This window comes from Caballeronia sp. (assembly GCF_049581465.1).
Classification (GTDB): domain Bacteria; phylum Pseudomonadota; class Gammaproteobacteria; order Burkholderiales; family Burkholderiaceae; genus Caballeronia.
The window spans coordinates 17,531-41,260 of sequence record NZ_JBAUSA010000126.1; the positions used below are offsets into that span (position 1 = coordinate 17,531).

The 23,730-nt window shown below is 60.0% G+C and carries 19 protein-coding genes; 11 read left to right on the forward strand and 8 right to left on the reverse strand.

From position 1 onward, the window contains the following. Positions 1-251: 251 nt before the first annotated feature. From WCA53_RS03215 to WCA53_RS03255, 9 genes are all read left to right on the forward strand, one after another. On the forward strand, positions 252-1,640 hold the full coding sequence (locus WCA53_RS03215) for an undecaprenyl-phosphate glucose phosphotransferase (protein WP_423905395.1): 1,389 nt from the start codon (positions 252-254) through the stop codon (positions 1,638-1,640). 86 nt (positions 1,641-1,726) lie between these two features. Next, positions 1,727-2,884 (forward strand): polysaccharide biosynthesis/export family protein, encoded by a 1,158-nt coding sequence (locus WCA53_RS03220; protein ID WP_423905397.1) that lies wholly within the window; start codon positions 1,727-1,729, stop codon positions 2,882-2,884. A gap of 34 nt (positions 2,885-2,918) precedes the next feature. Further along, positions 2,919-3,368 (forward strand): low molecular weight protein-tyrosine-phosphatase, encoded by a 450-nt coding sequence (locus tag WCA53_RS03225; RefSeq protein WP_423905399.1) that lies wholly within the window; start codon positions 2,919-2,921, stop codon positions 3,366-3,368. Between the two features lie 5 nt (positions 3,369-3,373). Continuing rightward, entirely contained in the window at positions 3,374-5,611 is a 2,238-nt protein-coding gene (locus WCA53_RS03230; RefSeq protein WP_423905401.1) for a polysaccharide biosynthesis tyrosine autokinase, read from the forward strand. Beyond that, positions 5,608-7,059, forward strand: coding sequence for a hypothetical protein (locus tag WCA53_RS03235; RefSeq protein WP_423905404.1), 1,452 nt, complete (start codon positions 5,608-5,610; stop codon positions 7,057-7,059). Before WCA53_RS03230 ends, WCA53_RS03235 begins: the two co-directional genes overlap by 4 nt. After that, positions 7,056-8,123 carry a glycosyltransferase family 4 protein gene (locus tag WCA53_RS03240; protein WP_423905406.1) on the forward strand — a complete coding sequence of 356 codons (1,068 nt, stop codon included), beginning with the start codon at positions 7,056-7,058 and terminating at the stop codon, positions 8,121-8,123. Before WCA53_RS03235 ends, WCA53_RS03240 begins: the two co-directional genes overlap by 4 nt. Next, complete coding sequence (locus tag WCA53_RS03245) at positions 8,110-9,201, forward strand: polysaccharide pyruvyl transferase family protein (protein ID WP_423905408.1); 1,092 nt, start codon at positions 8,110-8,112, stop codon at positions 9,199-9,201. The genes WCA53_RS03240 and WCA53_RS03245 overlap by 14 nt, the downstream gene beginning before the upstream one ends. Next, on the forward strand, positions 9,161-10,339 hold the full coding sequence (locus tag WCA53_RS03250; RefSeq protein ID WP_423905410.1) for a glycosyltransferase: 1,179 nt from the start codon (positions 9,161-9,163) through the stop codon (positions 10,337-10,339). Before WCA53_RS03245 ends, WCA53_RS03250 begins: the two co-directional genes overlap by 41 nt. Further along, positions 10,332-11,597, forward strand: a complete 1,266-nt coding sequence (locus tag WCA53_RS03255; protein ID WP_423905412.1) for a hypothetical protein — start codon at positions 10,332-10,334, stop codon at positions 11,595-11,597. The genes WCA53_RS03250 and WCA53_RS03255 overlap by 8 nt, the downstream gene beginning before the upstream one ends. A gap of 63 nt (positions 11,598-11,660) precedes the next feature. Here WCA53_RS03255 and WCA53_RS03260 read toward each other — a convergent pair whose 3' ends face one another. The 6 genes from WCA53_RS03260 to WCA53_RS03285 form a co-directional block, all read right to left on the reverse strand. Further along, entirely contained in the window at positions 11,661-12,101 is a 441-nt protein-coding gene (locus tag WCA53_RS03260; RefSeq protein WP_423905415.1) for a dihydroneopterin aldolase, read from the reverse strand. Next, complete coding sequence (locus tag WCA53_RS03265) at positions 12,098-12,748, reverse strand: sarcosine oxidase subunit gamma (RefSeq protein ID WP_423905417.1); 651 nt, start codon at positions 12,746-12,748, stop codon at positions 12,098-12,100. Before WCA53_RS03265 ends, WCA53_RS03260 begins: the two co-directional genes overlap by 4 nt. Further along, complete coding sequence (locus tag WCA53_RS03270; RefSeq protein ID WP_423905418.1) at positions 12,738-15,746, reverse strand: sarcosine oxidase subunit alpha family protein; 3,009 nt, start codon at positions 15,744-15,746, stop codon at positions 12,738-12,740. The genes WCA53_RS03265 and WCA53_RS03270 overlap by 11 nt, the downstream gene beginning before the upstream one ends. After that, a complete protein-coding gene (locus WCA53_RS03275; RefSeq protein WP_423905420.1) occupies positions 15,743-16,045 on the reverse strand; it encodes a sarcosine oxidase subunit delta in 303 nt (100 codons plus the stop codon). The genes WCA53_RS03270 and WCA53_RS03275 overlap by 4 nt, the downstream gene beginning before the upstream one ends. Before the next feature lie 98 nt (positions 16,046-16,143). Further along, positions 16,144-17,388, reverse strand: a complete 1,245-nt coding sequence (locus WCA53_RS03280; RefSeq protein ID WP_423905422.1) for a sarcosine oxidase subunit beta family protein — start codon at positions 17,386-17,388, stop codon at positions 16,144-16,146. 45 nt (positions 17,389-17,433) lie between these two features. Further along, complete coding sequence (locus WCA53_RS03285) at positions 17,434-18,837, reverse strand: L-serine ammonia-lyase (protein WP_423905425.1); 1,404 nt, start codon at positions 18,835-18,837, stop codon at positions 17,434-17,436. Between the two features lie 472 nt (positions 18,838-19,309). On the opposite strand from WCA53_RS03285, the gene WCA53_RS03290 reads away from it, so the two are divergent. Both WCA53_RS03290 and WCA53_RS03295 read left to right on the forward strand, forming a co-directional pair. Then, complete coding sequence (locus WCA53_RS03290; protein ID WP_423905427.1) at positions 19,310-19,444, forward strand: hypothetical protein; 135 nt, start codon at positions 19,310-19,312, stop codon at positions 19,442-19,444. Between the two features lie 213 nt (positions 19,445-19,657). Continuing rightward, entirely contained in the window at positions 19,658-20,761 is a 1,104-nt protein-coding gene (locus WCA53_RS03295) for a GlxA family transcriptional regulator (protein ID WP_423905429.1), read from the forward strand. 912 nt (positions 20,762-21,673) lie between these two features. Here the strand turns inward: WCA53_RS03295 and WCA53_RS03300 are convergent. Continuing rightward, a complete protein-coding gene (locus WCA53_RS03300; protein ID WP_423905446.1) occupies positions 21,674-22,576 on the reverse strand; it encodes a choline ABC transporter substrate-binding protein in 903 nt (300 codons plus the stop codon). 144 nt (positions 22,577-22,720) lie between these two features. Next, the gene (locus tag WCA53_RS03305) at positions 22,721-23,725 is read right to left on the reverse strand and encodes a GlxA family transcriptional regulator (protein ID WP_423905431.1); all 1,005 of its coding nucleotides are present in this window, start codon (positions 23,723-23,725) and stop codon (positions 22,721-22,723) included. Positions 23,726-23,730: the final 5 nt, after the last annotated feature.

Here is a 23,730-nt window from a genome sequence, read left to right on the forward strand (position 1 = left end):
TTCCGGGTTTTCTAATTAACCTCAGCATTTACATGCTCGTTTATTACGCGATTTTGAGTTCTGTGAAACGAAACGTGCTGAACCGATTAATCACGCAAACGCCTTTTTTAAATCTAGTTCAATGACCTCGATACATACGGCGCTAATGCAATGCCGCGAAGAACACAACTCTCGCCCTGGGCGATTGGCTGGGTCGATCGCGAACATTCTTGCCGGCGTTCCGGGCGTTGCTCCGCCAAAGCAGGGTAATCATGCCAACCTCTAAAACCATGCGGTATCGCTTGCTCGACGTCGCACTGGTCGTCACCGGTGCGATGGTCGCCAGCGAGTTTTGCGCAGCCGACCTCGCAGTGGCAGGCGCGCGCCTGTTCGCGGCCTCAGCGACCGCGTTCTCGGCGGCGCTCAGCCTTGCAATCTTCCCTCTGCTCGGCGTCTATCTGCTGCGCTCCCGCCGGGTGCTCGCCAGCTTGACAGGACGCGTTCTCTTCGCCTGGTTCGCAACGCAGGCGTTTACCTTGTTAGTAACACTCACCATTCACCGCGCCAATCCGGCTCCGTATATCTGGTTTGCGTGCTGGACCGGCGTGACAGCCGGGACCCTGCTCGCGTCCAGGGTGATTGTGCACGCCATCCTCAGCCGGACGCGCCATGCCAGGTCGAATCTTCGCCGCGTGGCGATTGTCGGGACGGCCGAGCATTGCGAGCAACTCGTGCGAAAGATCGCTGCGACGCCCGAATCGGGTTTTAACGCGGTCATGACGCTCGACTTGAACGCACCGCCCGCCAACGCGGCCAGCGCCATTCCCCGCTACAACGAGATGTTCGCATTCGCTCAGCATGTGCGTTCGGAAAACGTCCGGGAGTTATGGCTTGCCCTGCCGATATCCGAACAAGCGCTGATCTCGGCATTGGTCGACGAGTTCCGCAACGACCTGATCAACATCCGGTTTCTGCCCGATGTGCGCAGTCTCGCCCTGTTCGACGGCGGTCTCGTCGACCTGATCGGCGTTCCTGCCATCAACCTGATCGCGTCGCCGCTATCTCCGCTCGCGCTGGCCAGGAAGGACATCTTCGACCGTGCGTTTGCAACTGTAGCCCTGGTCGCTCTAGCACCTTTACTGCTTGTCATTGCACTAGCCATCAAGCTTTCATCCCGCGGCCCGGTGCTGTTCACCCAACAGCGCAAAGGCGCCGATGGCCAGGTCTTTCGCATCCTTAAATTCCGCTCGATGACGATGCACACCCAACACGCAGGCGTCGTTCAGCAGGCAACGCGCAACGATCCGCGGATCACCGCCGTGGGCGCCCTGCTACGCCGCACCAGCCTCGACGAATTGCCGCAGTTCTTCAATGTGTTACGCGGCGACATGTCGGTAGTCGGCCCGCGGCCCCACGCGATCGAGCACGACGCGCTTTATCAGACGATCGTCGACGACTACATCCACCGCTATCGGATCAAGCCCGGTATTACCGGCTGGGCGCAGATCAATGGGTTCCGCGGCGAAACGGATCGGATCGAAAAAATGCAAGGCCGTGTAGACCACGATCTTTTCTACCTGCGCAACTGGTCCTTCGCGCTCGACTTGCGCATTGTGATCGCGACCGTCAAGCGTGGATTTAAGCATAGCAATGCTTACTGACGCCCGATAACCCCACATCAGGTGCTGGCGTCCTCCATCGAGAAGGGTAGCGCAAGCCGAACATCAACGAATACGAGATCGATCAAATGAAGTCATCAATGAATAGTTCCGCCGACAGCGCGCCCAAGCGCGTGCTGCGTCTCGCTGCCATCGGAGCGGCCGGAACGCTGATGTCCGCGTGCGCAGCTTTGCCCGGCATGAACATGCAGGCGCCGTCCGCCCCAACGACCAGCACAACGTCGGAAGCCGCGCAGCCGTCGGCACAGGTTCCGATCGCCGAGATCGACATCCCGCTCATCAAGCAGATGCGTGACGCTGAACGCGACACCGCGTCGAGCGCCTCGCTCCTCGTCGCCCCGTCAACGCCTTACGTGCTTGGCACCGGAGACGTTCTGAACATCACGGTATGGGATCACCCCGAACTCGCCGCAGCCCAGTTTTCAGCGCCGCAATCCGCGCCACGTGCAGCGGACCCGGTCGCGGGCTTTGTCGTCGACGAGCAGGGCAATCTCACGTTCCCGTATGCGGGACGCGTGCACGTTGCCGGTTTGCGCGCGGACGAGGCTCAGGCCGCGCTGGCGAAGTCTCTGACGAAGTCGTTTGTCGAACCGCAGGTGACCCTTCGCGTGGCGTCTTATCGTGCGGCCCAAATCTACGTAGACGGCGAAATCCATTCGCCGGGCCCTCAGTCGATCAACGACATCCCAATGAGCCTCTATGAGGCGATAAGCCGCGCAGGCGGCTTTAGTCCGGCGGCTGACCAAAGCCGCATGGTGCTCGTGCGCGGCGGCACATCCCACGCAATCAATCTTGCACAGATGCTCGATCGCGGACAAAACCCGTCCGATATCGTCTTGAAGAGCGGCGACGTCCTGCGGATACCGGCGCGCGACGAGAGCGGCGTGTTCGTGATGGGTGAAGTGAACAAGCCGACCACCGCAATGCCGATGAAAAACGGCAGGCTGACGCTGGCCGACGCACTCGCGCAAGCAGGCAGCGTGAGCACGACCTCATCCGATCCGGGCCACGTGTACGTGGTCCGCGACACCCTCGCCGACGTTCCGAAGGTGTTCCATCTCGACGCGCGCTCGCCCGTTTCCATGATCCTCGCCAATCAGTTCGACCTGCAGCCGCGCGACGTCGTCTATGTAGACACGAACAACCTCGTGCGCTTCAGCCGCGTCCTCAGTCTCCTGATGCCAGCGATCAACGCTGGCCTGACCGCGGGGATCCTCACGAAATGATCGCTCACGCAAAACGTATAGACGGGTCGACTCAATGAAAACCATTCTTGTGGTTTGCATCGGCAACATCTGCCGCAGCCCCATGGCGGCCGCGCTGCTCTCCCGCGCCCTGCCCGGCATGACGGTGCATTCCGCAGGTCTCGGCGCAATGATTGGCGCGCCTGCCGACCCGATTTCGACAGATCTCATGGCAGAAGCCGGCATGAACATCTCGGCACATCGCGCACAGCAAATCAAGACGCCGCTCATCACTCAGGCGGACCTGGTGTTCGTGATGGACCCGCAGCAAAAACAAGAGGTGCACCGGCGCTATCCGACGTCGGCGGGAAAAGTGTTCTGCCTGGGTGAACACGTCGGGGCCGATATCCCCGATCCCTATCGCCAACCTCGATCTTCCTTTGAACACGCGCTCCGCCTGATCGAGCAGGGCGTCGACAGCTGGGTGCCCGCAATTCGGGCGCTATATAAACCGAATGTGGAGTAATCCTGATGAAAACTGAAACAACTAAATCCCTGGCCGATAGATCGCCGGTTGAAGAACTCGATCTGGTTCGCTACCTCGATGTACTGCTAGCCAACCGCCGCCTGGTCGGCATCATTACTGCCGCCGCGCTTGCTCTGGGCGCGGCATATGCCGTGTTCACGCCGCCCTTGTACGAAGCCGACATGCTGATTCAGGTCGAGGACAACGGCATGAGCGCAAGCAGCATTCTTGGCGACGCTTCGTCGCTTTTCGACGTCAAGACGCAGGCCGCAGCCGAACTCGAAATCCTGCATTCCCGCATGGTGGTCGGCAAAGCGGTCGACGCCCTGCAACTTTACATTGATGCAAAACCGAAGTACTTCCCTTTCGTCGGGTCGTGGATCGCGGGCCGCAACAAGACCTTGTCGAATCCGGGACTCTTCGGGATGGGCGGTTACGCGTGGGGTGCGGAGTCACTGAAAATTGCGACCTTCGACGTTCCCAAGGCCATTGAAGGCGAAACGCTGAAGCTGACAACGCTTGCCAACGGCGCTTTTCAACTCGACCACGGCGATTTCGATCAACCCATCCGAGGCCAGGTCGGTACGCCGTTGCAGGTCACGCAGGGCCTGGGTACGGTGCGCCTGCTGATCACTGAATTGCACGCTAAACCCGGCACAGCGTTCAGGCTCGTGCGCAATTCGCAGCCGAAGACGGTCCTCAAGCTGCAGGAGGATTTGACCATCGAGGCGAAGGGCAAGCAAAGCGGCATTATCGGCGCATCGCTGCGCGGTCGCGATCCTGAGCTGACAGCAACGATCGTGAACCAGATCGGCCAGGAATACGTGACGCAAAACGTGGAGCGCAAGACTGCGGAAGCGCAAAGCTCGCTATCTTATCTAGAGGGTCAATTACCCCGGTTGAAAGCCAACCTGAGTGTGTCGGAACAGCGTTACAACGACCTGCGCAACTCGCGTGGCACCTTTAACCTGAGCCAGGAAGGCACCGCGTTCCTGCAACAAAGTGTCGCTTCCGATACCGAGCTGGCTGACCTCAAGCAGAAGCAGGCGGAGTTGCTCACGCGCTTTGCGCCGGGACACCCCGTGCTGCGCGCGCTTGAAAAGCAAATTGCCGCTGCCAGCGCAAAAAGCGGAAGTATCGCGACCCGGATGAAGGCCTTGCCCGATCTCGAACAGAGTTCGCTGCGCCTCACGCGTGATCTCCAGGTAGCCAACGACACGTACATCAACGTCGTGAACAATGTGCAGCGGCTGCAGCTCGTGAAGGCCGGCAAGGTTGGAACGGTTCGTCAGATTGACTACGCCAATATTCCGGAAGAGCCGGTCAAGCCACGCAAAGCGATGGTGCTCGCGTTAGCTGCAATGATCGGCCTGATGCTGGGCGTCGTCGTCGCGTTTGTGCGCGACGGCCTGTTTGGCGGGCTCACCAACGCGCACGAGATCGAGCAGCACGCCGGGCTCAAGGTCTATAGCACGGTGCCGTTCTCGCCCGCACAAGTCACGCTCTCCAAGGCGATTTATGAACGTCAGGCCGGGACGCATTTGCTCGCGTCGATTGCTCCAAACGACGCGCCCGTCGAAAGCCTCCGTAGCTTTCGTACGGCACTGCAGTTCGCCATGCTGGGAGCGCCTAACAATCGCGTGCTCATGACTGGCGCAACCGAATCGATCGGCAAATCGTTCGTCTCGGCCAATCTCGCTGCGGTCCTGGGCGCCGCCGGCAAGCGCGTGCTGCTAGTCGATGCCGACCTGCGCAAGGGCTATTTGAACCAGTACTTCGGCTTGGCTCGCGCGTCCGGCCTGTCCGATTTGTTGATTGAAACGGCTTCCATAGAAGACGTGGTCCATCGCAACGTGGCACCAGGACTCGACTTCATCAGCACGGGCGCCTTGCCGCCTAACTCAGCGGACCTGTTGCAGAACGCGCGCATGGCTCGCCTGCTCGATTCGCTTAGCGAACTGTATGACCTTGTTATCGTCGACACCCCGCCGGTTTTAGCGGTATCGGATACAGCGACCATTGCGGCGCATTGCGCGGCTGTGTTCCTGGTGGGCCGTTTCAAGCGCACGACCATCGGCGAATTGCTCGAAGCAACCAAGCAACTGGAACAAGCAAACGTTGCGGTGAAGGGCGTGATCTTCAACGGTCTCGATGCAAAGGGACTTCGCTACGGCTCCAAGTACGGCCAGTATCGGTATGTCGCGTATGAATACGGCAAGACCAACAAGCGAGCTTCGAAATGAGCGCCGCGCGCCTGACCGGCCCGCGCGACCGCACGTCGATACCGACCCTACTGCTTGCGGTAGTTGCTGTCCTGGCCGCGGTTGTCGGACTATTTCTCGGCAGGGTTAACGGCATAACCGCCATCCTCGCCGCGACCCTCGCGCTCAGCATCCTCGCGATTCGCCCGCGCAATGAAGTGCTGCGCCTGTTCAAGATGTTCTTGCTGGTGACGTTTTGCGTTTTGCCGGTCTGGCAACTCGCGTCCGGCGACGAAATCTATCTCAAGCTGCTACCGCAGGATAGCGCTGCCGTCATGCTGTGGTTCCTGCTGAGTATCGCCGGGATCTGGGTGCTAAAGCTTTCGCTCGATCTTGCCCAGCGCCGCCTCGGGGCGCGTGAATTCGACATGTCGAGCAAGGCCGGTGTCACCGTACTGGCGTATTTCTTCGCGCTGGCCTCGGTCGCTGCCATCGTCTTCATCTACGTCAAGCTGGGTGGATACAGCCATATCGTGGAACTGTACGACGAGCGCCTTCAAAACAGCGTGACCGACTACGATCCGCTAGGGGGCCTCGGCGTGCTTCAGGCGTTGGCGAACACCGCACCGCTATGGATTTTTGTCTGCCTGACACTGCGCCCGCGCGCGAGCAAGCTGATGACGGCGCTCGCCTTCATTCAGCTTGGCGTGCTGGGCTGGCTATCGTCAGGCGTCTTCGGAAATCGGCAGGGCATCATTTTCGTTTTGATTTTTGCGACCCTGCTGTATCACTTCCTGATTAAGCCAGTCAGCTCACGCACCGGCAAGATCGCGGCGGTATTGGCGACGGTCATAGGGCTCGCGTTGATGCCGTTCAAGTTCGGCATCGACTACTCGGACCTGGGTGAAATAAGCGCGCGTTTTGCCGACCAGCGCGCGCTTGAACTCAGCATGGGTCCGGTCAGCTTCTTTCTGTTTCGCGACCTATCGCGTTTCGATGTGCAAACGCAAACCATCGAAACGGTAATGAAGACCTCATACGACCTGCCGATGGGCAGGAGTTTTGTCGGCGCCGCCGCCGCGATCGTGCCGAAGATGGCGTGGGACGACCGCCCGGCAACATTCGCTCAGGAGAAGAGCAACATTGTCAGCGATATCGGCCAGTCCACGGGCGACCAGACCACGCTCCTGTTTGGCATGCCCGGCGAATTCCTGGCGAATTTCGGCTTGTTCGGCTACGTGCTCGCGTTCTGTTTTCCAGCGTTGTTTCTAGTCGCAATCAATGTCCTGGGCAAACCTCACCATCGCAAATGGCTGCCACTGAAGATCGTCTTAATACCGCTGCCATTTCTGTTCTTTCTATTCGATTCAAACGTCATGGCGTATTACGCCGTGCGCTGGATCGTGTTGTTCGCTCTTCCGATGGCCTTCGTCCTGAGGTTTGTTGAAGACCGCAACGAAACCGTTGCCTCGGGAGGCACGTCGTCATGAAAATCATCCATGTAGTCGAAACCTGGACGGGCGGTATTGCAACTTATGTGAAAGCCCTGGCGGTCAAGCAACGCGACCTGGGTCACGACGTGACGCTTCTCTGCGACAACAGCCAGCTCGACGGCGACTTGCACATTGACGGCATCGCCGTGATCGATTATCGGTCGAGCCGTAATCCCGCGAAATTCTGGTCAATATCGCGACGCCTGCAACGGTGTATCAAGTCGCTGTACGCCGATGTCGTCCATTGCCATAGTTCGTTTCCCGGCATGTATGTACGGCTGCAACGCCATCCCGGCGTCAGGATCATATATACGCCGCACGCGTGGTCATTTCTCAAGACGGACGTGACTACGCCTGCCAAGTGGGCCTATGGTTGGATCGAGCGGTTTCTCGCGCAACGCTGCGACCAGATCGTGTGCATGTCGTTTGACGAACTGCGCGCGGCGCGCAAATATCGCATTCCAGCCGACAAGATCGAGTTCATCTATACCGGCATTGCCTCCTTCGACGAGATCCAGGTTCCTATTCGAAACAATCTCTCCAATCAGATCAAAGTGGGTTACTTCGGACGCCTTGATTATCAAAAAGGCTTCGATGTGATTCTCGAATCACTACCGCTACTTGATGAGCATCTAGTCGTTCATGCCTTCGGTGCATCGGTACGCGGGGGCATCGAAACTGCGAGCGAAACACGCAACGACCCGCGCATCAGCTATCACGGATGGCTCGATGCAGCCGGAATCGGCCACGCCATGCAGGAGATGGATGTGATCGTGGTTCCGTCCCGCTGGGAAGGTCTCGCCCTCGTTCCGATCGAAGCAATGAGAGCAGGCAAGGTCGTCGTGGTTTCCGGCGAAAGCTCGCTGCCCGAACAGGTAATCCATGGCTACAACGGCATCATTCTCCGCGATCTGACGGGCAAGTGCCTGGCCGAAAACCTTAACCGGCTGACCCCGGATGAATGCCATCGAATGGGCAAAAACGCTCGTCACGTGTTTGAGGGCACCTTCCAGATCGACCGTTTTCTCACCACTTTAATGAGTTGCTATGAACGTGCCTGAGGTTTATTTACTGCATGCCTACAGCTCCCGCAATAGCGGCGACGGACTCCTGGTGGAGTTGAGCCTCAAGGCAATCCGCGACGCGGGTGTTACCGGCAGGATCGTCGTGGTCTGCCTCGACAAAGTTTCGTTTGAAGGCTATCTGAGCGACACGAACATTGAGCTTATATCGGTAGGCCAGTTCTTCTTGCGCAAAGTGTGCGGCGCATTTGCACACCGCCGCTGCGTCTATTTTGGCGTCGGCGGGGGCTATCTTCGCGCATCGAGCAAATCGGAAGGCTGGAAGTCACTGGTTGCACACGGAAGCCAGATCCTCATGTCCACCGTCGGAGGGCCAAGTCGTCGCATCTACCTTCCGCAAAGCGTCGGCCCCTTCGACACCGCTCCCGGACGAATGCTTGCACGACTCGTGCGCGGACACGTCGAACGGATCTTCCTGAGAGACGACAAGAGCGTAGATGAACTCGGGCACCCAGGCGCCACGCGTACCGGCGACCTCGTTGTCCTTGAGATCGACCAGCATGCGCACAGCGGCACGCTCCGGCGTGCCAGGTGCGTTGCGCCCCAGGTATACCTGGTGTTTCGGGACCTGCAGGAAAAACCGTATCGCGAAGAGTACCTCACGCGCGTTCGGGCGCTAATGGGTCTCCTTCCAGAGGCAAAGCTCGCCGTTCAGTCGCGTGGCCGGGGCAATAGCGACGATGTCTTCTATCGAGACCTGCTTGGCATTGGCGACGCGGTATTGCTCAAAGACGTGCTAGCTGCAGGCAACGCAATCGTCGTGTCCGTGCGATTGCATGGCAGTCTCGAAAGCGTTCTTGCCGGTGTTCCGAGCGTGCACCTCGCGTACGAACGCAAGGGTCGCGCCGCGTATGCCGACCTGGGACTGGACGCGTTCGCGTTTCATGCGAGCGACTTCGATCCGCAAACCGTAGTGAGCGCAGTGCAATCGATCATCGCCGACGAAGAGCAATTCTGGAGGTGTCTCGAACGCCGTACGCAACAGGGTCATCAGCATTTTGTGGAGGCGATCAAAGATGAACTACGAACGTTCGATAACCCTGATCATGGACGGTAACTTTCGGCGCACCGTTTCCGGCATTTCGAGTCCGCACATGGGCTACTCGCGCTTTGGCGCGCGTTTTGCCGATTGTTTCGACAAAGTGCTGATTGTCGCGCGATCGTTTCCGGCAGATGAGGCGATAGGAGAACCCGTCACGGGCGAGCGAGTGTCGTTCGCTGATCTCGGGTCCAATCGCGGGGCGCTCGCGCTTGTGTTGAGTCTTCCTCGCCTGGTTGTGGCGTTGTATCGGCAGATCGCGTCGCCGGCTATCTTGGTGATCAGGTTCCCCGGCAATATTGCGTCACTCGCCATGCTGCTTTGCCTCATTACAGGCAAACGCTTTTCGGCAGAAGTCGTAGCCGATCCAGCCGATTATTTTAGTGCGTCGGCATCAACGCATCCGCTGCGCCGACTCGCTGGCCTCATTCACTGTTGGGCTACGCGCACCGCCGCCCGCTGCGCCGTCACGGCACGCTACGTGACAACCGCTTATTTGCAGCGCGCTTACCCCGGACGACACGCCGACGTCATGTTCGGCCTCAGCGACGTCTATCTCCAGGATACGCTGTATCAGGCGTCCCGCTTGATGCGCACCGACGACGGCCGCCTCACGGTCATCAACACGGCCATGATGCACAACCACAGCAAAGGTCACCTGGTCCTGCTGCAAGCAATGGCAGCGCTGCGCGAGCGCGGTGTCGCGATTCACCTGACGCTTGTCGGCGACGGCACATTACGTGCCCGGCTGGAAGCCGAGACGCGACGACTCAAGCTAGAGGACGCGGTGCACTTTGCCGGGCTGATGGACGCTGAACAGGTAGTCGAACACGTAGCAAGACATGATCTGTTCGTGCTGCCATCATTCCAGGAAGGAATGCCGCGCGCGATGCTGGAGGCGATGGCCGCGGGAACGCCCGTGGTCGCCTCGAACGTAGGCGGAATCCCCGAGGTGTTGATGGAAGACAGCATGGTTGAGCCGGGAGACTCCGAAGCACTCGTCGCGCGCATCGAAGCATTGGCCAACGACAGGACACTGCTAGCCGAGCGCTCGCGGGTTCATCGGCAAGCCGCAGAGGCTTTTAGCTTTTCCGCGTTGCAAGTGCGCCATCGCGCCTATTGCGCCGCACTCGTCGAGGCCCATCGCAATGCGTAAGGACTTGGTATATGTCATTGCCGGGTCGGCGTTGCCGGCCGTAGGCAACTTCATTGCGGTTGTGTTCGCACTTAGATACATCGATGCAACATTGCTCGGCCGTTCTTACGCGCTGCTTGCCTTGTTCTTCGTTGCCATTGACGCGTTCAACTTCGGTTCAGCGCGCCTTCTGAGTGTGACCTCGATTCGGGAGCGCTTTCCAAGCCTGCTGTTTCTGGATGGGTTGAGCGCGATCGGCTCGACCGTCCTGTTGGTTGCGGGCGCTGCCATCCTCTCCCGAAACGGAGCAGTTGCACTGCCCCATTTCATGCCGATGCTGCTCCTTGCGCCGATCGGCTATGCGATGTCGCATTCGGCACTGGGCTATCTGCGTCTCAATAGCGGCAACGGCACTATCTGCGTCATTTCCACCATTTCCGCGTTGAGCCGATGCGCAGTGATCGCGTGGGTCGTCACGAATCAAGCATTGTCAGCCTATCTTCCTGATCTGCTGCTCATGGTGGAAGGAATGTATGGGGCGATGCTTTTGATCGCCTATCTGGCACTGCGCCGCCCGTTCGAGCGCAGCACGCCCAAGCATGTCGGCTTGAGCGCATTTCCCAATCTCGCCAGGCTCGGCGGCAAGGAATTGATCAGCAGTTGGTATTCGAACGCGATCTTTTCTGGAGCAAAGCACGCCGACGTGATCGTCGCAGCGATGCTTCTCGGTCCGGCTGGCGCCGCGCTGTATCGTGGGGCCAAAAGCATTCATAACCTTGCCTTCAACCTGGGACAGGCGCTCGCACTCGTATTTCATTCGAAGATGCATGTCTGGCTTAGCAAGCTTACCGAGTCAAAACCCAGGATCTCGATGCCCCTCGCCATCCGTGCTGGCGGGCTTCTAACGGCTCTATTTGCCCTATTGGCAATCGCGGCAGTCTGCGCCTACAGGGTCAGGTTGTTTCCCACTGTCGCATTGGGCACGGCGTCGGTTCAGTGCCTCTTTCTCTTCTTGATCTTTGCCGGCGCCACGTTGATGTTCGCGTGCCGCATGACCTCGCTGACCGTATTTTCGATCAGCAAGCGATCATTCGTCATGCTATCTACCATGGAAGTGGCGACCTCACTCGGCTTGCTTTCATGTCTTTGCGTTGTATATGGTGTGGTTGGTGCGGCGTTGTCGGTGGTGATCTCGTGCGCGTGCGTGCTGGGTCTATCGCTTGTCGTGGTACGGCGATCGGTCGATGCGCACGGGGCAGGCGTCGGGACCGTGCTTTAGCAGGTCATGCCAGCGCGCCCGGCGAAACACGCCTGCGCAAGCACCGCCACGCGGGTAATGCCGTCAGTCCGACACCATCGCATGCAGCGCGGACGTCGCGCGCCATGCATCGAAATCGGCGCGCCGCCAGTCGAGCTCGACGCCCACGCGCCGCGTTCCTTCGCGAATCTTCGGCTTGTATAGAAGCAACGTCACGGCGTCGAGCGCGGGCCATTGTGCGAACGAGATTGCCGCGATCTCGACCGCCAGCATTTCAAGCAAGCGCGTGTGCGGCTTCGTCTCGAGATAAGCTGAAATTCGCCCGCACCAGCTCTCGTAGTCGATTAACTCGTGCGTGGCTTCCTCGCCCGGTACACCGCGGTAATGAAGACTCGCGTCGATAGCAACGGGCTGAGGCGCGAGATACTCGTGCGCATGCAAGCCGATGCGCGTCGACACGACCAGTTCATCAACCACGATGCGCCAGCCGCGCCCGCCTGGCGCTAACGGTTCAAACGGTTTCACGACATCAGCGGCTCGGCCGCGTCAAGCATCATCTTCACAAAGTAGTCCGCAAAGCTGCGGCGGATTACCAGATCGTAGTTGTCTTCACCCGTCGGCAGCAACGTCAGGGGGGCCTTGAAGTAGTGGCTCTGCGCGCATTGGCCGACGCCGAACAGACGCGGATGCAAGTCGAGCGGGCAACCGCGGCTCAGCACGTCACGCGCGCGGGGCCCACTGATTTCCAGCACCGTATAGCCGCTGCCGATATCCACAGCCGCTGCATACAAGCCTTTGAACGCGTCGCGCAGCTTGCCTTCGAGCGGCGCGGTCTGCGTGGCCGAATGCGCGATCGCCGAGCGCGCGAGCCATTCATCGGGACCCAGCCAGAGAAGGTCGTAACCCTTGCCCGTTGCCGCCGTATTGGGCGCCTCCGGCGGCTTGCAGCCAACCACGTTTTCCACCGCGCTGATGAACGCCGAATCACGAAGATCGCCGCGTACGTTCACGAGTTCGAGAAACGGCCGCTCGACCATGCGAAACGCCTTCGACGCGCTCGCCTGATGCTTCTTCAGCAAGCCCTCGACACCCACCAGTGGCGACTCCTGCCACACGCCGTGCCCGATCGTACGGTCCACGACTGCCTGATTGCTGCCCGTTTCATTCCACATGTTGACGTGCTCCTTCGCTGTCGTAGAACACCGAGCTGGTTATTTTTGCCGGGATCTGCTTACCGCCCGCAAGCGGAATCATCACCGACTCGCCGATCTTGTCGAGACCGCCCTTGATGACGGCCATTGCGATCGAACGCTTTAAAATGGGGCTGTAGTAGCTCGACGTGACGTGACCGAGCATGGGAGCGGTATCTCCACTGAACGGACCCGCGACGATCTGGGATCCCTCCGGGACGACGAACGAAGCATCGTCGGTCAGTAGTCCGACCAGTTGCTTGCGTCCCGCTTTCGCCGTGTCCGAACGCGTGAGCGAGCGCTTGCCCAAGAAGTCCTTCGACTTCGCGACCAGGCCGCCCATGCCGACGTCGTACGGCGTCATCGAGCCGTCCGTATCCTGCCCCACGATGATATAGCCCTTCTCCGCGCGCAATACGTGCATGGTTTCCGTTCCGTACGGCGTGATGTCGAACTCGGCGCCGGCAGCCATCAGCGCTTCCCACACCGCGCGCCCGACGTTCGCCGGCACGTTCACTTCGTAGGCGAGTTCACCCGAGAAACTGATTCGCATGATGCGCGATGCAGCCCCCGCCACGGTTCCTTCGCGATAGCTCATGAACGGAAAAGCTGCGTTGGCGAAGTCGATGTCGCGACACACCTTTTGCAAGACCTTCCGGCTGTTCGGGCCCACCACCGCGAAGGTCGCCCAATGGTCCGTCACCGAGGCGAGGCGCACGCGCATGTCGGGCCATTCCGTCTGCAGCCAGCGTTCGAGCCACGTCAGGACGCGCGCCGCGCCGCCAGTCGTGGTCGTCATCATGTAGTGCTGGTCGGCGAGACGCACCGTCACGCCGTCGTCGAATATCATGCCGTTCTCGTCGAGCATCAGCCCATAGCGGCACTTGCCCACTTCCAGCTTGCTCCACGGATTCGTATAAACCCAGTTGAGCAACTTGGCCGAGTCGGGGCCTTGAATGTCGATCTTGCCGAGCGTCGATGCATCGAGAATACCGACGCTCGTGCGGGTTGCCAGTGATTCACGCGCCACCGCTGCGTGCATGTCCTCGCCGTTCTTCGGGTAGTACCAGGGCCGTTTCCAGTTGCCGACGTCTTCGAACGCGGCACCGTTTTCCACGTGCCATTCGTGCACGGCGGTCTTGCGCACCGGATCGAGGAACTCGCCCAGTTCGCGCCCTGCGAACGTGCCGAATGTTACCGGCGTGTAGTTCGGGCGGAACGTCGTCGTGCCGGTTTCCGGGATCGTCTTGTTCAAGGCGAGCGCCAGGATCGCCATGCCGTTGATGTTGCCGAGCTTGCCCTGATCCGTGCCGAAGCCCATTGCCGTATAGCGCTTGACGTGCTCGACAGACTCGAAGCCTTCGCGTGCGGCGAGGAAGATATCCGCCGCCGATACATCGTTTTGGAAGTCGATGAATTGCTTAGGACCCCGTGTTGCCGTTTCGCGGCCACCGACCAGCCACAGCGGCATGATCGGGGCTTCGCTGATCTCGGCAACCCTTACCGGGTTCGGACGCGCAACGATCAAGCCTGCTGCGCGCGCCGCATCCACGCCGGCGTCCACGGCGAAGCGAATGCTCCGCGCAAGAGTGAATTCGCCCGCGCATCCGCCTACGCTGGTTTCCGCCTGCATGGCCTTGCCGGGAACGAAGCACAGCTTCTCGTCGTGCCAGTGAGCCTTGCCGCCCGATTGCGCGAACAGATGCAGGATCGGACTCCAGCCGCCCGACATGGCGAGCAGGTCGCAAGCGAGGTCTGCCTGCTTCGCGCCCACCGTGCCATTCGAATAATCGCTGACTTCAACCGACGACACGCGCAGCTTGCCATGAGCGACGCTCACCACGGAGCCGTTGAGCACCTTCACGCCGTGTCGTTTCGCTTGCGTCTGCAATGCGCCGTTGCCGTCGCCAGCACGCGGGTCGATCACCGTTACTTGCGCGCCGGCCGTCTTCAGGTCGAGTGCGCATTGGTAGCCGCTGTCGTTGTTCGTGAAGACGACCGCATTGCGTCCCGGCACCACCGCATAGCGATTGATATAGGCCGACACCGACGACGCCAGCATCACACCTGGCAAGTCGTTGTTGCCAAACACAAGGGGACGTTCCTGCGCGCCGGTCGCGAGCACCACGCGCTTTGCACGAACCTTCCACATCAGTTCGCGCGTGCCGTGGCTCTTGCGTATCGATACCGGCAAGTGGTCTGTCAGCCGCTGCGTGATCGTGACCAGGTTGTGATCCTGATAGCCGAACGCCGTGCTGCGAGAAAGGATCTTCACTTCCGGCATCTTGCGCAGTTCGGCTTCGATCTTGTGCGCCCACTTCAGCCCGGGAACGCCGTCGATCTCCGTGCGGCACGACAACAGCGAACCACCCAGCTCGGGCTGGTCATCGACCAGGATCACGCGTGCGCCGGACAAGGCGGCCGTATGCGCCGCAGCCAGTCCCGAAGGCCCGCCACCCACCACGAGGATGTCGCAATGCGCGAAGCACTTGTCGTAGCGGTCTGCGTCGAGATGCTCGGGCGCCTTGCCGAGACCCGCTGCGTCGCGGATCACTTCTTCGTACTTCGGCCAGAACTTACGCGGCCACATGAAGGTCTTGTAGTAGAAGCCAGCCGGGATAAACCGCGCGAACTTCTGGTTCACGGCCATGCGATCTTTTTCGATGCTCGGCTTCGCGTTCACGCTGGTCGCGACCAGTCCTTGATACAACTCGATTTCTGTGGCGCGTGCGTTCGGCACCGTATGTGCGCCGGTTTCGAGCTGAACAACGGCATTCGGTTCAGCGACGTCCGCCGTCACAATGCCGCGCGGCCGATGGTATTTCCAGCTGCGCGCGACAAAATGCACACCGTTGGCGAGCAGCGCGGAAGCGAGCGTGTCGCCCTGATGGCCCGTGTAGGTCTTGCCGTTGAACGTGAACGTGAGGAGAATCGCGCGGTTGATGCGCCCGCCCGTGGCGAGTCGGTCTTTCTGGCTCATTTCGGTTGTCCTTCTTCTTTCGTGTCCATCACGGCAAGCGGCCGCGCGAACGTGTCATAGCCCTGGAATTCGTAGCTCACCGTATCGCGTTGCGCCATGAACCAGCGGCGGCAACCTTGCGTGTGCATCCATTGTTCGCGATGCACGCCGCGCGGGTTCTTGCGCATGAAGAGGTAGTCGCCCCATTCCTTGTCGGTCAGCTTTTCGGTGTCGAGCGGTCTCGCGATATCGGCTTCACCACCGCACGAGAATTCGCTTTCGGCGCGTGGCCCGCACCAGGGGCATTCAATCAGCAACATGTCATTTCTCCGGTGTCGACCAGAGTCGGCGTGTCGGCTGGAGTTGGCGCTTCAGCGCTTACTCCAGCCCCATAGCGACTTACTCTGGTCCCATGGCGTTAGTGGGCGACGGCGGCAGCGCCGTGTTCGTCGATAAGATGGCCGGTGTAAAAGCGGTCGATCGAGAACGCCGCGTTGAGCGCATGCGGTTCGTCGTGCGCGATGGTGTGCGCGAAGGCCCAGCCGGAACCAGGCGTCGCCTTGAAGCCGCCCGTGCCCCAGCCGCAGTTGAAGTACAAGCCCTTGACATCGGTCTTGGTGATGATCGGGCACGCATCTGGCGACAGGTCTACGATCCCGCCCCACTGCCGGTTCATGCGCACGCGCGAGAACACCGGGAACATCTCGACGATTGCCTGGAGCGTCGCTTCGATAGTCTGAAAGCTGCCGCGCTGACCGAAGCCGGTGTATTGATCCACGCCGGCGCCAATCACGAGATCGCCCTTGTCGGACTGACTGATGTACGCGTGCACCGCGTTCGACATCACCACCGTGTTGACCACGGGCTTGATCGGTTCGGAGACGAGTGCCTGCAGCGGGTGGCTTTCCAGCGGAAGACGAAGGCCGGCCATATCGGCGAGTGTGGACGTGTTGCCTGCGGTTACCACGGCCACTTTCTTGGCCTTGATGAAACCTTTGGTTGTATCGACGCCAGTCACCTGGCTGCCGTTGCGGCGAATCCCCGTGACCTGGCAGTTCTGCACAATGTCCACGCCGGCCTGATCCGCGCCGCGTGCGTAGCCCCATGCCACCGCGTCGTGACGTGCAACGCCGCCGCGACGTTGTATGGATGCTCCCAGCACCGGATAGCGGCTATTCAAGTTGATGGTCGGCTCGATCTCCTTGATCTGTGCCGGCGTAAGAAACTCGGCATCGACGCCATTCAACCGGTTCGCGTTCACACGACGCTCAGTATCCCTCACGTCCTGCAGGGTATGCGCGAGGTTCATCACGCCGCGCTGGCTGAACATCACGTTGTAGTTGAGATCCTGCGAGAGCCCTTCCCAAAGCTGCATCGCCTTCTCATACAGCGCGGCCGACTCGTCCCACAGGTAGTTCGAGCGCACGATGGTCGTATTGCGCGCCGTATTGCCGCCACCAATCCAGCCCTTCTCGAGCACGGCGATGTTACGCACGCCGTGTTCCTTCGCCAGATAGTAGGCAGTGGCCAGACCATGCCCGCCGCCGCCGACGATCACCACGTCATATTCCTGCTTCGGCTCCGGGCTTTTCCACTGGCGTTCCCAGTTCTCGTGATACGACATGCCGTTGCGCAGCAGGCTGAATATCGAATAGCGGCTCATGGTGTTTCCTTAAACTTGTTGACCTTGCCTACTAACCCAGAAAAATCAGCACTCGATGACGTTCACGGCCAACCCGCCGCGCGACGTCTCCTTGTATTTCGTCTTCATGTCCGCGCCGGTTTCGCGCATTGTCTTGATTACGTTGTCGAGCGAGACGTAGTGCGAACCATCGCCTTTCATCGCCAGGCGGGCGGCGTTGAGCGCCTTGATCGCGCCCATTGCGTTGCGCTCGATGCACGGAATCTGCACAAGGCCGCCAACCGGATCGCAGGTCAGGCCGAGGTTGTGTTCCATGCCGATCTCAGCGGCGCTTTCCACTTGCGCGGGCGTGCCACCCATCACGGCGGCGAGCGCGGCGGCGGCCATCGAACACGCGACGCCGACCTCACCCTGGCAGCCCACCTCGGCGCCCGAAATCGACGCCGTTTCCTTGTAGATGATCCCGATCGCCGCGGCCGTCAGCAGGAACGTGACAATGCCCGCGTCGTTCGAGTTGTGCATGAACTTGACGTAGTAGTGCAGCACGGCAGGAATCACGCCGGCCGCGCCGTTCGTCGGCGCCGTCACCACGCGCCCGCCCGCTGCGTTCTCCTCGTTCACGGCCATTGCGTACAGGTTGACCCAGTCGAGCATCGACAGCGGATCGCGCAAGGACTCTTCCGACCGGTTACGCAGTTGCGCATTGAGATCGGCGGCACGGCGCTTGACTCGCATCGGGCCGGGCAACTCGCCTTGTGCTTTGCAGCCGCGCTCCACGCACGCCGACATCACGCGCCAGATCGCAAGCAGTCCTTCGCGGACTTCACGCTCGGGACGCGACGCGCATTCGTTCGCGAGCGTGATCTCGGCAATCGACAAGCCGGTCTCGCGGCACACGCGCATCAGGTCATCGCCCGTGCGAAACGGATAGGGCACCTCGCCGCCCTGTTGCACGCCGTTGACCCGATCGCCTTCGCGATTGATCACGAATCCGCCACCGACCGAGTAGTACTCTTTTTCCACCAGCAACTGGCTGTTTTCATCGAAGGCCTGGAAGCGCATGCCATTCGGATGAACGACGTTCGCGGCCATAGCGCCGGGCGCGCCCGGCATCAGCTTGCGGAAAAAGCCGAGATGCTCGCGCTCGTCGAATTTCACCGTGTGCTTGCCGAGCAGGTTGAGCGTCCTCGTGTCGCGCATCTCCCGCAGACGCGACTCGATCGCATCCGGATCGATCGTGTCGGGGAGATTGCCTTCGAGACCGAGCAGAACCGCTTTATCGGTTCCATGTCCTTTGCCCGTCGAGCCCAGCGAGCCGAACAGCTCCACCCGCACGCGACGCACGAACGCAAGCAGATTTGCATCTTCGACGTGCGACGCGAAGCGGCACGCCGCGATCATCGGGCCGACCGTGTGCGAGCTCGAAGGACCGATGCCAACCTTGAACAGATCGAATACGCTGACATTCATTTGGGGGCCTTGTTCTCTGCGTTGCAATGCGGTTTCAATAGGGTGTCATTTCACCGCACGCCGATTTCGGCTGATAGAACAAAACCGGCATCACACTGTGATAGCCGCGTCAGCCGGGAAAACCCAGGGTGGGCAGCGGCGCGTTCAGGCGGAATCGCGACGGAAACTGGCAGGTGTGCGACGCCGCACAGGTCCCGTCACGGCAGTGAGCGCCGGCGACTAGCGGCGGTAAGCCGACGGGTTAGCGGGAGCGCTAAATGTGTACTGTCTGATGAATGTGCGGCTGGACGTGAATTCGTCAGACGGTTGAAGGCATGTAAAAATTGCTGTTAGCAGCGATACAACACTTTCAATGCAAGCGCGGTTTAACTTAGCGACTTAAAGAAACGCTGCGCTAAACTATCCCGGCATTATGAAATGCGCCCGTTGTCCATTTAAACCCGTCAAAACTCTCGCCCATCAGGTTAGTACCATGAACAATGTTCTGAAGAAAGTGCTTGCAGTCCTTATCGTTGCTGCGGTTGCCGCTCCGGCCGTGTCGTTCGCGAAGACGACGCATCACCACCACACCACCAAGGCGAAGCACGTGGCTCACACCGCGCATTAATTTCGCCTGGGCGCTGATCCGCGTCGCAACGAATTCTGGGCGTTATTCCCACCCGGAGCAACGGCCTGTCTCGCAAGAGGCCGGCCGTTTTCTTTTTGCGCGCGAGCCGATGCGCGCGAGAGCGACTTTTTAGCCGCTGCAACTGCGGTGATATGCTGATTATCCCTTTGGCCGAAATTTCATTGAGTACGGTCATCAATCCACGGCAATTGCATGAACCCCGCAGACCATCTTCCCGCCCAGTCGCCCGATTCGACGCTTAAACAGCGCATCCGCTTTGGAATCCTGTTGTTGCCGAACTTTACGCTGACGGCGTTTTCCGGCTTCGTTGATTTATTGCGTCTTTCCGCCGACGAGGGGGATTTCAGCAAGCCCGTGCGTTGCTCGTGGAGCGTGATTGGGGAAACGCTCGCCCCTGTACGCGCGAGCTGTGGCATTCAGATTACGCCGTGGGAGACCTTCGAGAACGCGGAGCCATTCGACTATGTGGTGGTCGTTGGCGGCTTATTGCATTCGGGCCCGGGCGCGAGCGACGCGACATTGCAATTTATCCGCCGTGCCGCCACGACTAACGCGACGCTCGTGGGCATTTGCACGGGTGTATTTGCGCTGATGCGTGCGGGCGTCCTGGATGGTTATCGGATCTGCGTGAGCTGGTTTCATTATTGGGATTTTGTAGAGCGTTTTCCCGGCGTGAATGAAGAAGCGCTGGTGGCGGACCGTCTCTTCGTGATGGATCACCGGCGCATCACGTGTTCGGGCGGCCGCGCGTCGATCGATGTCGCTGCGGCAATCCTGTTGCGCCATTTCGAGGCTGCGACGGTCCAGAAAGCGCTGCGCATCCTGCTGGTCGATGACATGCAGAAGGGCAACGCACCGCAGCCGCATCCGCCGGGGTTGGCACCGGCCGCGCATCCCAAGGTCAAGCGTGCGATCCTGCTCATGGAGCAGCACGTGGGGCGTTCGTTGACGCTGGATGAGCTTGCGCACAAGCTGGATCTGTCAACGCGGCAGTTGGAGCGCCTGTTCAAGGCTGAGACGGGCAAGGCGCCGCAAGCGTATGCAAAGCAGGTGAGATTGCGCACCGCAGCGTGGTTGCTGACGAGCTCGGATAAGACTGTGGCAGACATTGCATCGAGTTGCGGGTTTTCGGACGCGTCGCACCTTGGGCGGGAATTCCGCAAGCAGTTTGGGTTACCGCCGATTATGTATCGCGACCAGCGGGGTGCAGCGCCGGATGATGCCGCGGGCATCGCTACGGTGGGCTTGGCGGCCGGTTTTGATGAGACCTTTCCGGGGCGGGCGCAAGCATTTTGATGGGGGCGGGGGCGCTGCTCGCGGAGAGTGTGGGGGGAGGTTTTTGGCGGTGCTGCTCGCGGCGGGTGTGGGGCTAGGATTGAGTCCTTCTGCTAGCGTGGTCGTTCTGCATAAGTAGTATTTTCTTGCTTATTACTGTTAGCCCCTATCCGGGGCGGGACTTCATTTCTTTGCAAACGCGCAAAGAAACGCGTTTTAAACCGCCAATTTTTAAGTGTCGTCGTTGCTCAATTTCAGGTTTTTGGCACGAACGTAGCACGGCACCCACGTATCAACGCCCAGTCGAACACCCACCCCTAATTCAAACGGCGCGCATACGCTTCGCCTCAAAGGCCCTACATCCGTGGTCGTCCGCGCTCTCGCACCATCAAAGTCTATGGTCCGCGCTCATCTACCCCGCTTGGGACAGCCCAGACCCAAAACAACCAAACGCAAACCCCACTGGTTTGCCGCCAACCAGCCACCCCTAGTGCCAGCCTCATTGCCGGCCTCTTAGCACCCTCATTGCCGGCCTTAGCGCGCGGTATTGCGCACCTTAGCGGTGGCGTTGCCGCTAGCGGTAGCGGCAACGGGATTGGCGCGGTCGAGGCGAAGCGTGTGCGCGCCGCTGGTGCTTGAGGGTGGTGTTCGACTGCGGGTTAAGGTTTCGGGGGCCGCGCTACGTTCGTGCCAAAAACCTGAAATGACGAACGACGACACTGAGGTATTCGCGGTTTGAACGCGTTTCTTTGCTTCGTTTCTTTGCGCGTTTGCAAAGAAATGAAGTCCCGCCCCGGATAGGGGCTAACAGTAATAAGCAAGAAAATACTACTCATGCAGAACGACCACGCGAGCAGAAGGTCTCAATGCTAGCCCCACACTCGCCGCGAACAGCACCCCCTCCACACTCCCCGCGAGCAGCACCCCGTCCAATTACTGGCTGGCCGCCACATAGGCCTTAACAGCGGACAGACCATCTTTGCCATCGAAAGTCTTAACACCGGCTAACCATTTATCGAGCACGGCCGGGTTCGCCTTAAGCCATTCCCGCGCCGCCAAGTTCGGATCGGTTTTATTCATGATCGGCGTCATCACATGATTCTCAATATCGGTTGAGAAGTGCAGGTTATCAACCAGCTTAGCCACATTCGGGCATCGCGCGGCATAGTCCGGCGGCGTCACGGTCATGACCTTGGCCTCTCCATAATTCGCCCCAAAGACATCATCGCCGCCGCTCAAGTAATCGATCTTCATCGATACATTCATCGGATGCGGCTCCCATCCGAGAAACACAATCCACTTCTTCTCGCGAATCGCGCGCCCGACTTCCACCAGCATGCCGGCTTCGCTCGACTCAACCATCTTGAACTTGCCCAATCCATACTGGTTCGAATCGATCATTTTCTTGATCAGCGCGTTGCCGTCATTACCCGGCTCAATGCCATAGATCTTGCCGTCAAGCTTGTCGTAGTTCTTGGCGATATCGGCGAAAGACTTCAGACCGCCGCTATAAACGTAGTCCGGCACGGCAAGCGTATATTTCGCGCCAGTGAGATTAGGCGTCGCCAGCACCTTGACCTGCCCCGCCTTCTCGAACGGCTGGACAATCGGGTCCATGGTCGGCGACCAATAGCCAAGGAACACATCGATTTGCTTGTTCTTCACGCCAGCGAATGTGATCGGTACGGAGGCGATGGTCTTGGTCGGCTTGTACCCCAGACCCTCAAGTACAGTCGACGCGAGACCGGTAGTCGCGGCAATATCGGTCCAGCCTACATCCGCAAAGCGAACGTCCTGGCACGTCGCGGGCTCAACCGCCATTGCGCTAGTCGCCATTGCCACGTTCAACAAAATGCCCGCCGCGAACGACGGTGCGACTCCGTAAAGTTTCATGCTCTCTCCGTTTATTGACCCACACCACACCACACTAGACGAGACGATGCCGCGCCCACCGGGCGCAACACGCCTGAAATTGGTCCGTCAAGCCGACTGTCGGCGCTCGTAACTCGGCGCATGGCCGAATTGCGCGCGATATGCCTTGCTGAAATGACACGGCGAGTGAAAGCCGCAGACGGCGGTCACGCGCGAGATCGATGCATCGGAATTGCGCAGCAACTCACGCGCGCGACGCAGTCGCAGCGTGAGGTAATAGTGCGTGGGCGACACATTCAGGAACATCTTGAACATGCGCTGCAAATGACGCTGGGAGAGCTTGACCAGGCGCGCGAGTTCTTCAAGCGACAATGGCTCTTCAATATTCGCTTCCATCAACCGCACCACTTCGATCAACTCGGCGCGCGTAAAGCCGACACGGGCATCGACGGGAATGTGCTGGTAATCGGTCGAACCGCGAATCCGCTCGACAATGAACTGCTCCGACACCTGGGCCGCATGCGCCTGCCCGAGCCGCATGCCGACCAGGTTCAACATCAAATCAAGCGGCGCAGTGCCACCGGTACACGTCACGCGATCCCGGTCGATCACGAACAGTTCATCGGCGAACTGGACGTCCGGAAAGCGCTTGTGCAACGGCGACATGTCTTCCCAGTGAATCGTCGCACGATAACCATCGAGCAAGTTCGCCGCGAGCAGCGCATACGGGCCGGTGCAAATGCCGCCGAGCGGCACGCCCAGCGACGCCACATGTTGCAGCAACGCGATCACTTCCTCGTTCACGTATTCGCGCACATGCCAGCCCGCGCACACGATCAGCGCGTCGGGCATGCCAGCTTCGGCGAGCGTGCGCGTCGGCTTCACGGTGATGCCGTTGCTCGCCCGCGCCGGTTCACCGTCAGGCGTGATGACCGACCACGTGTAATGCTCCGCGCGGCCGACGTAATTCGCCATGCGCAGCACTTCGACCGCGCTGGTGAACGCGATCATCGAGAAGTTGGGCAAGGTCAGGAACCCGAAGTGCGCGAGCTTCGACAACGGCGAGCCGTCGCCGGGCGGGCTCGCGAACGGCGCAATCGCGTCACGCTTCATGGGCG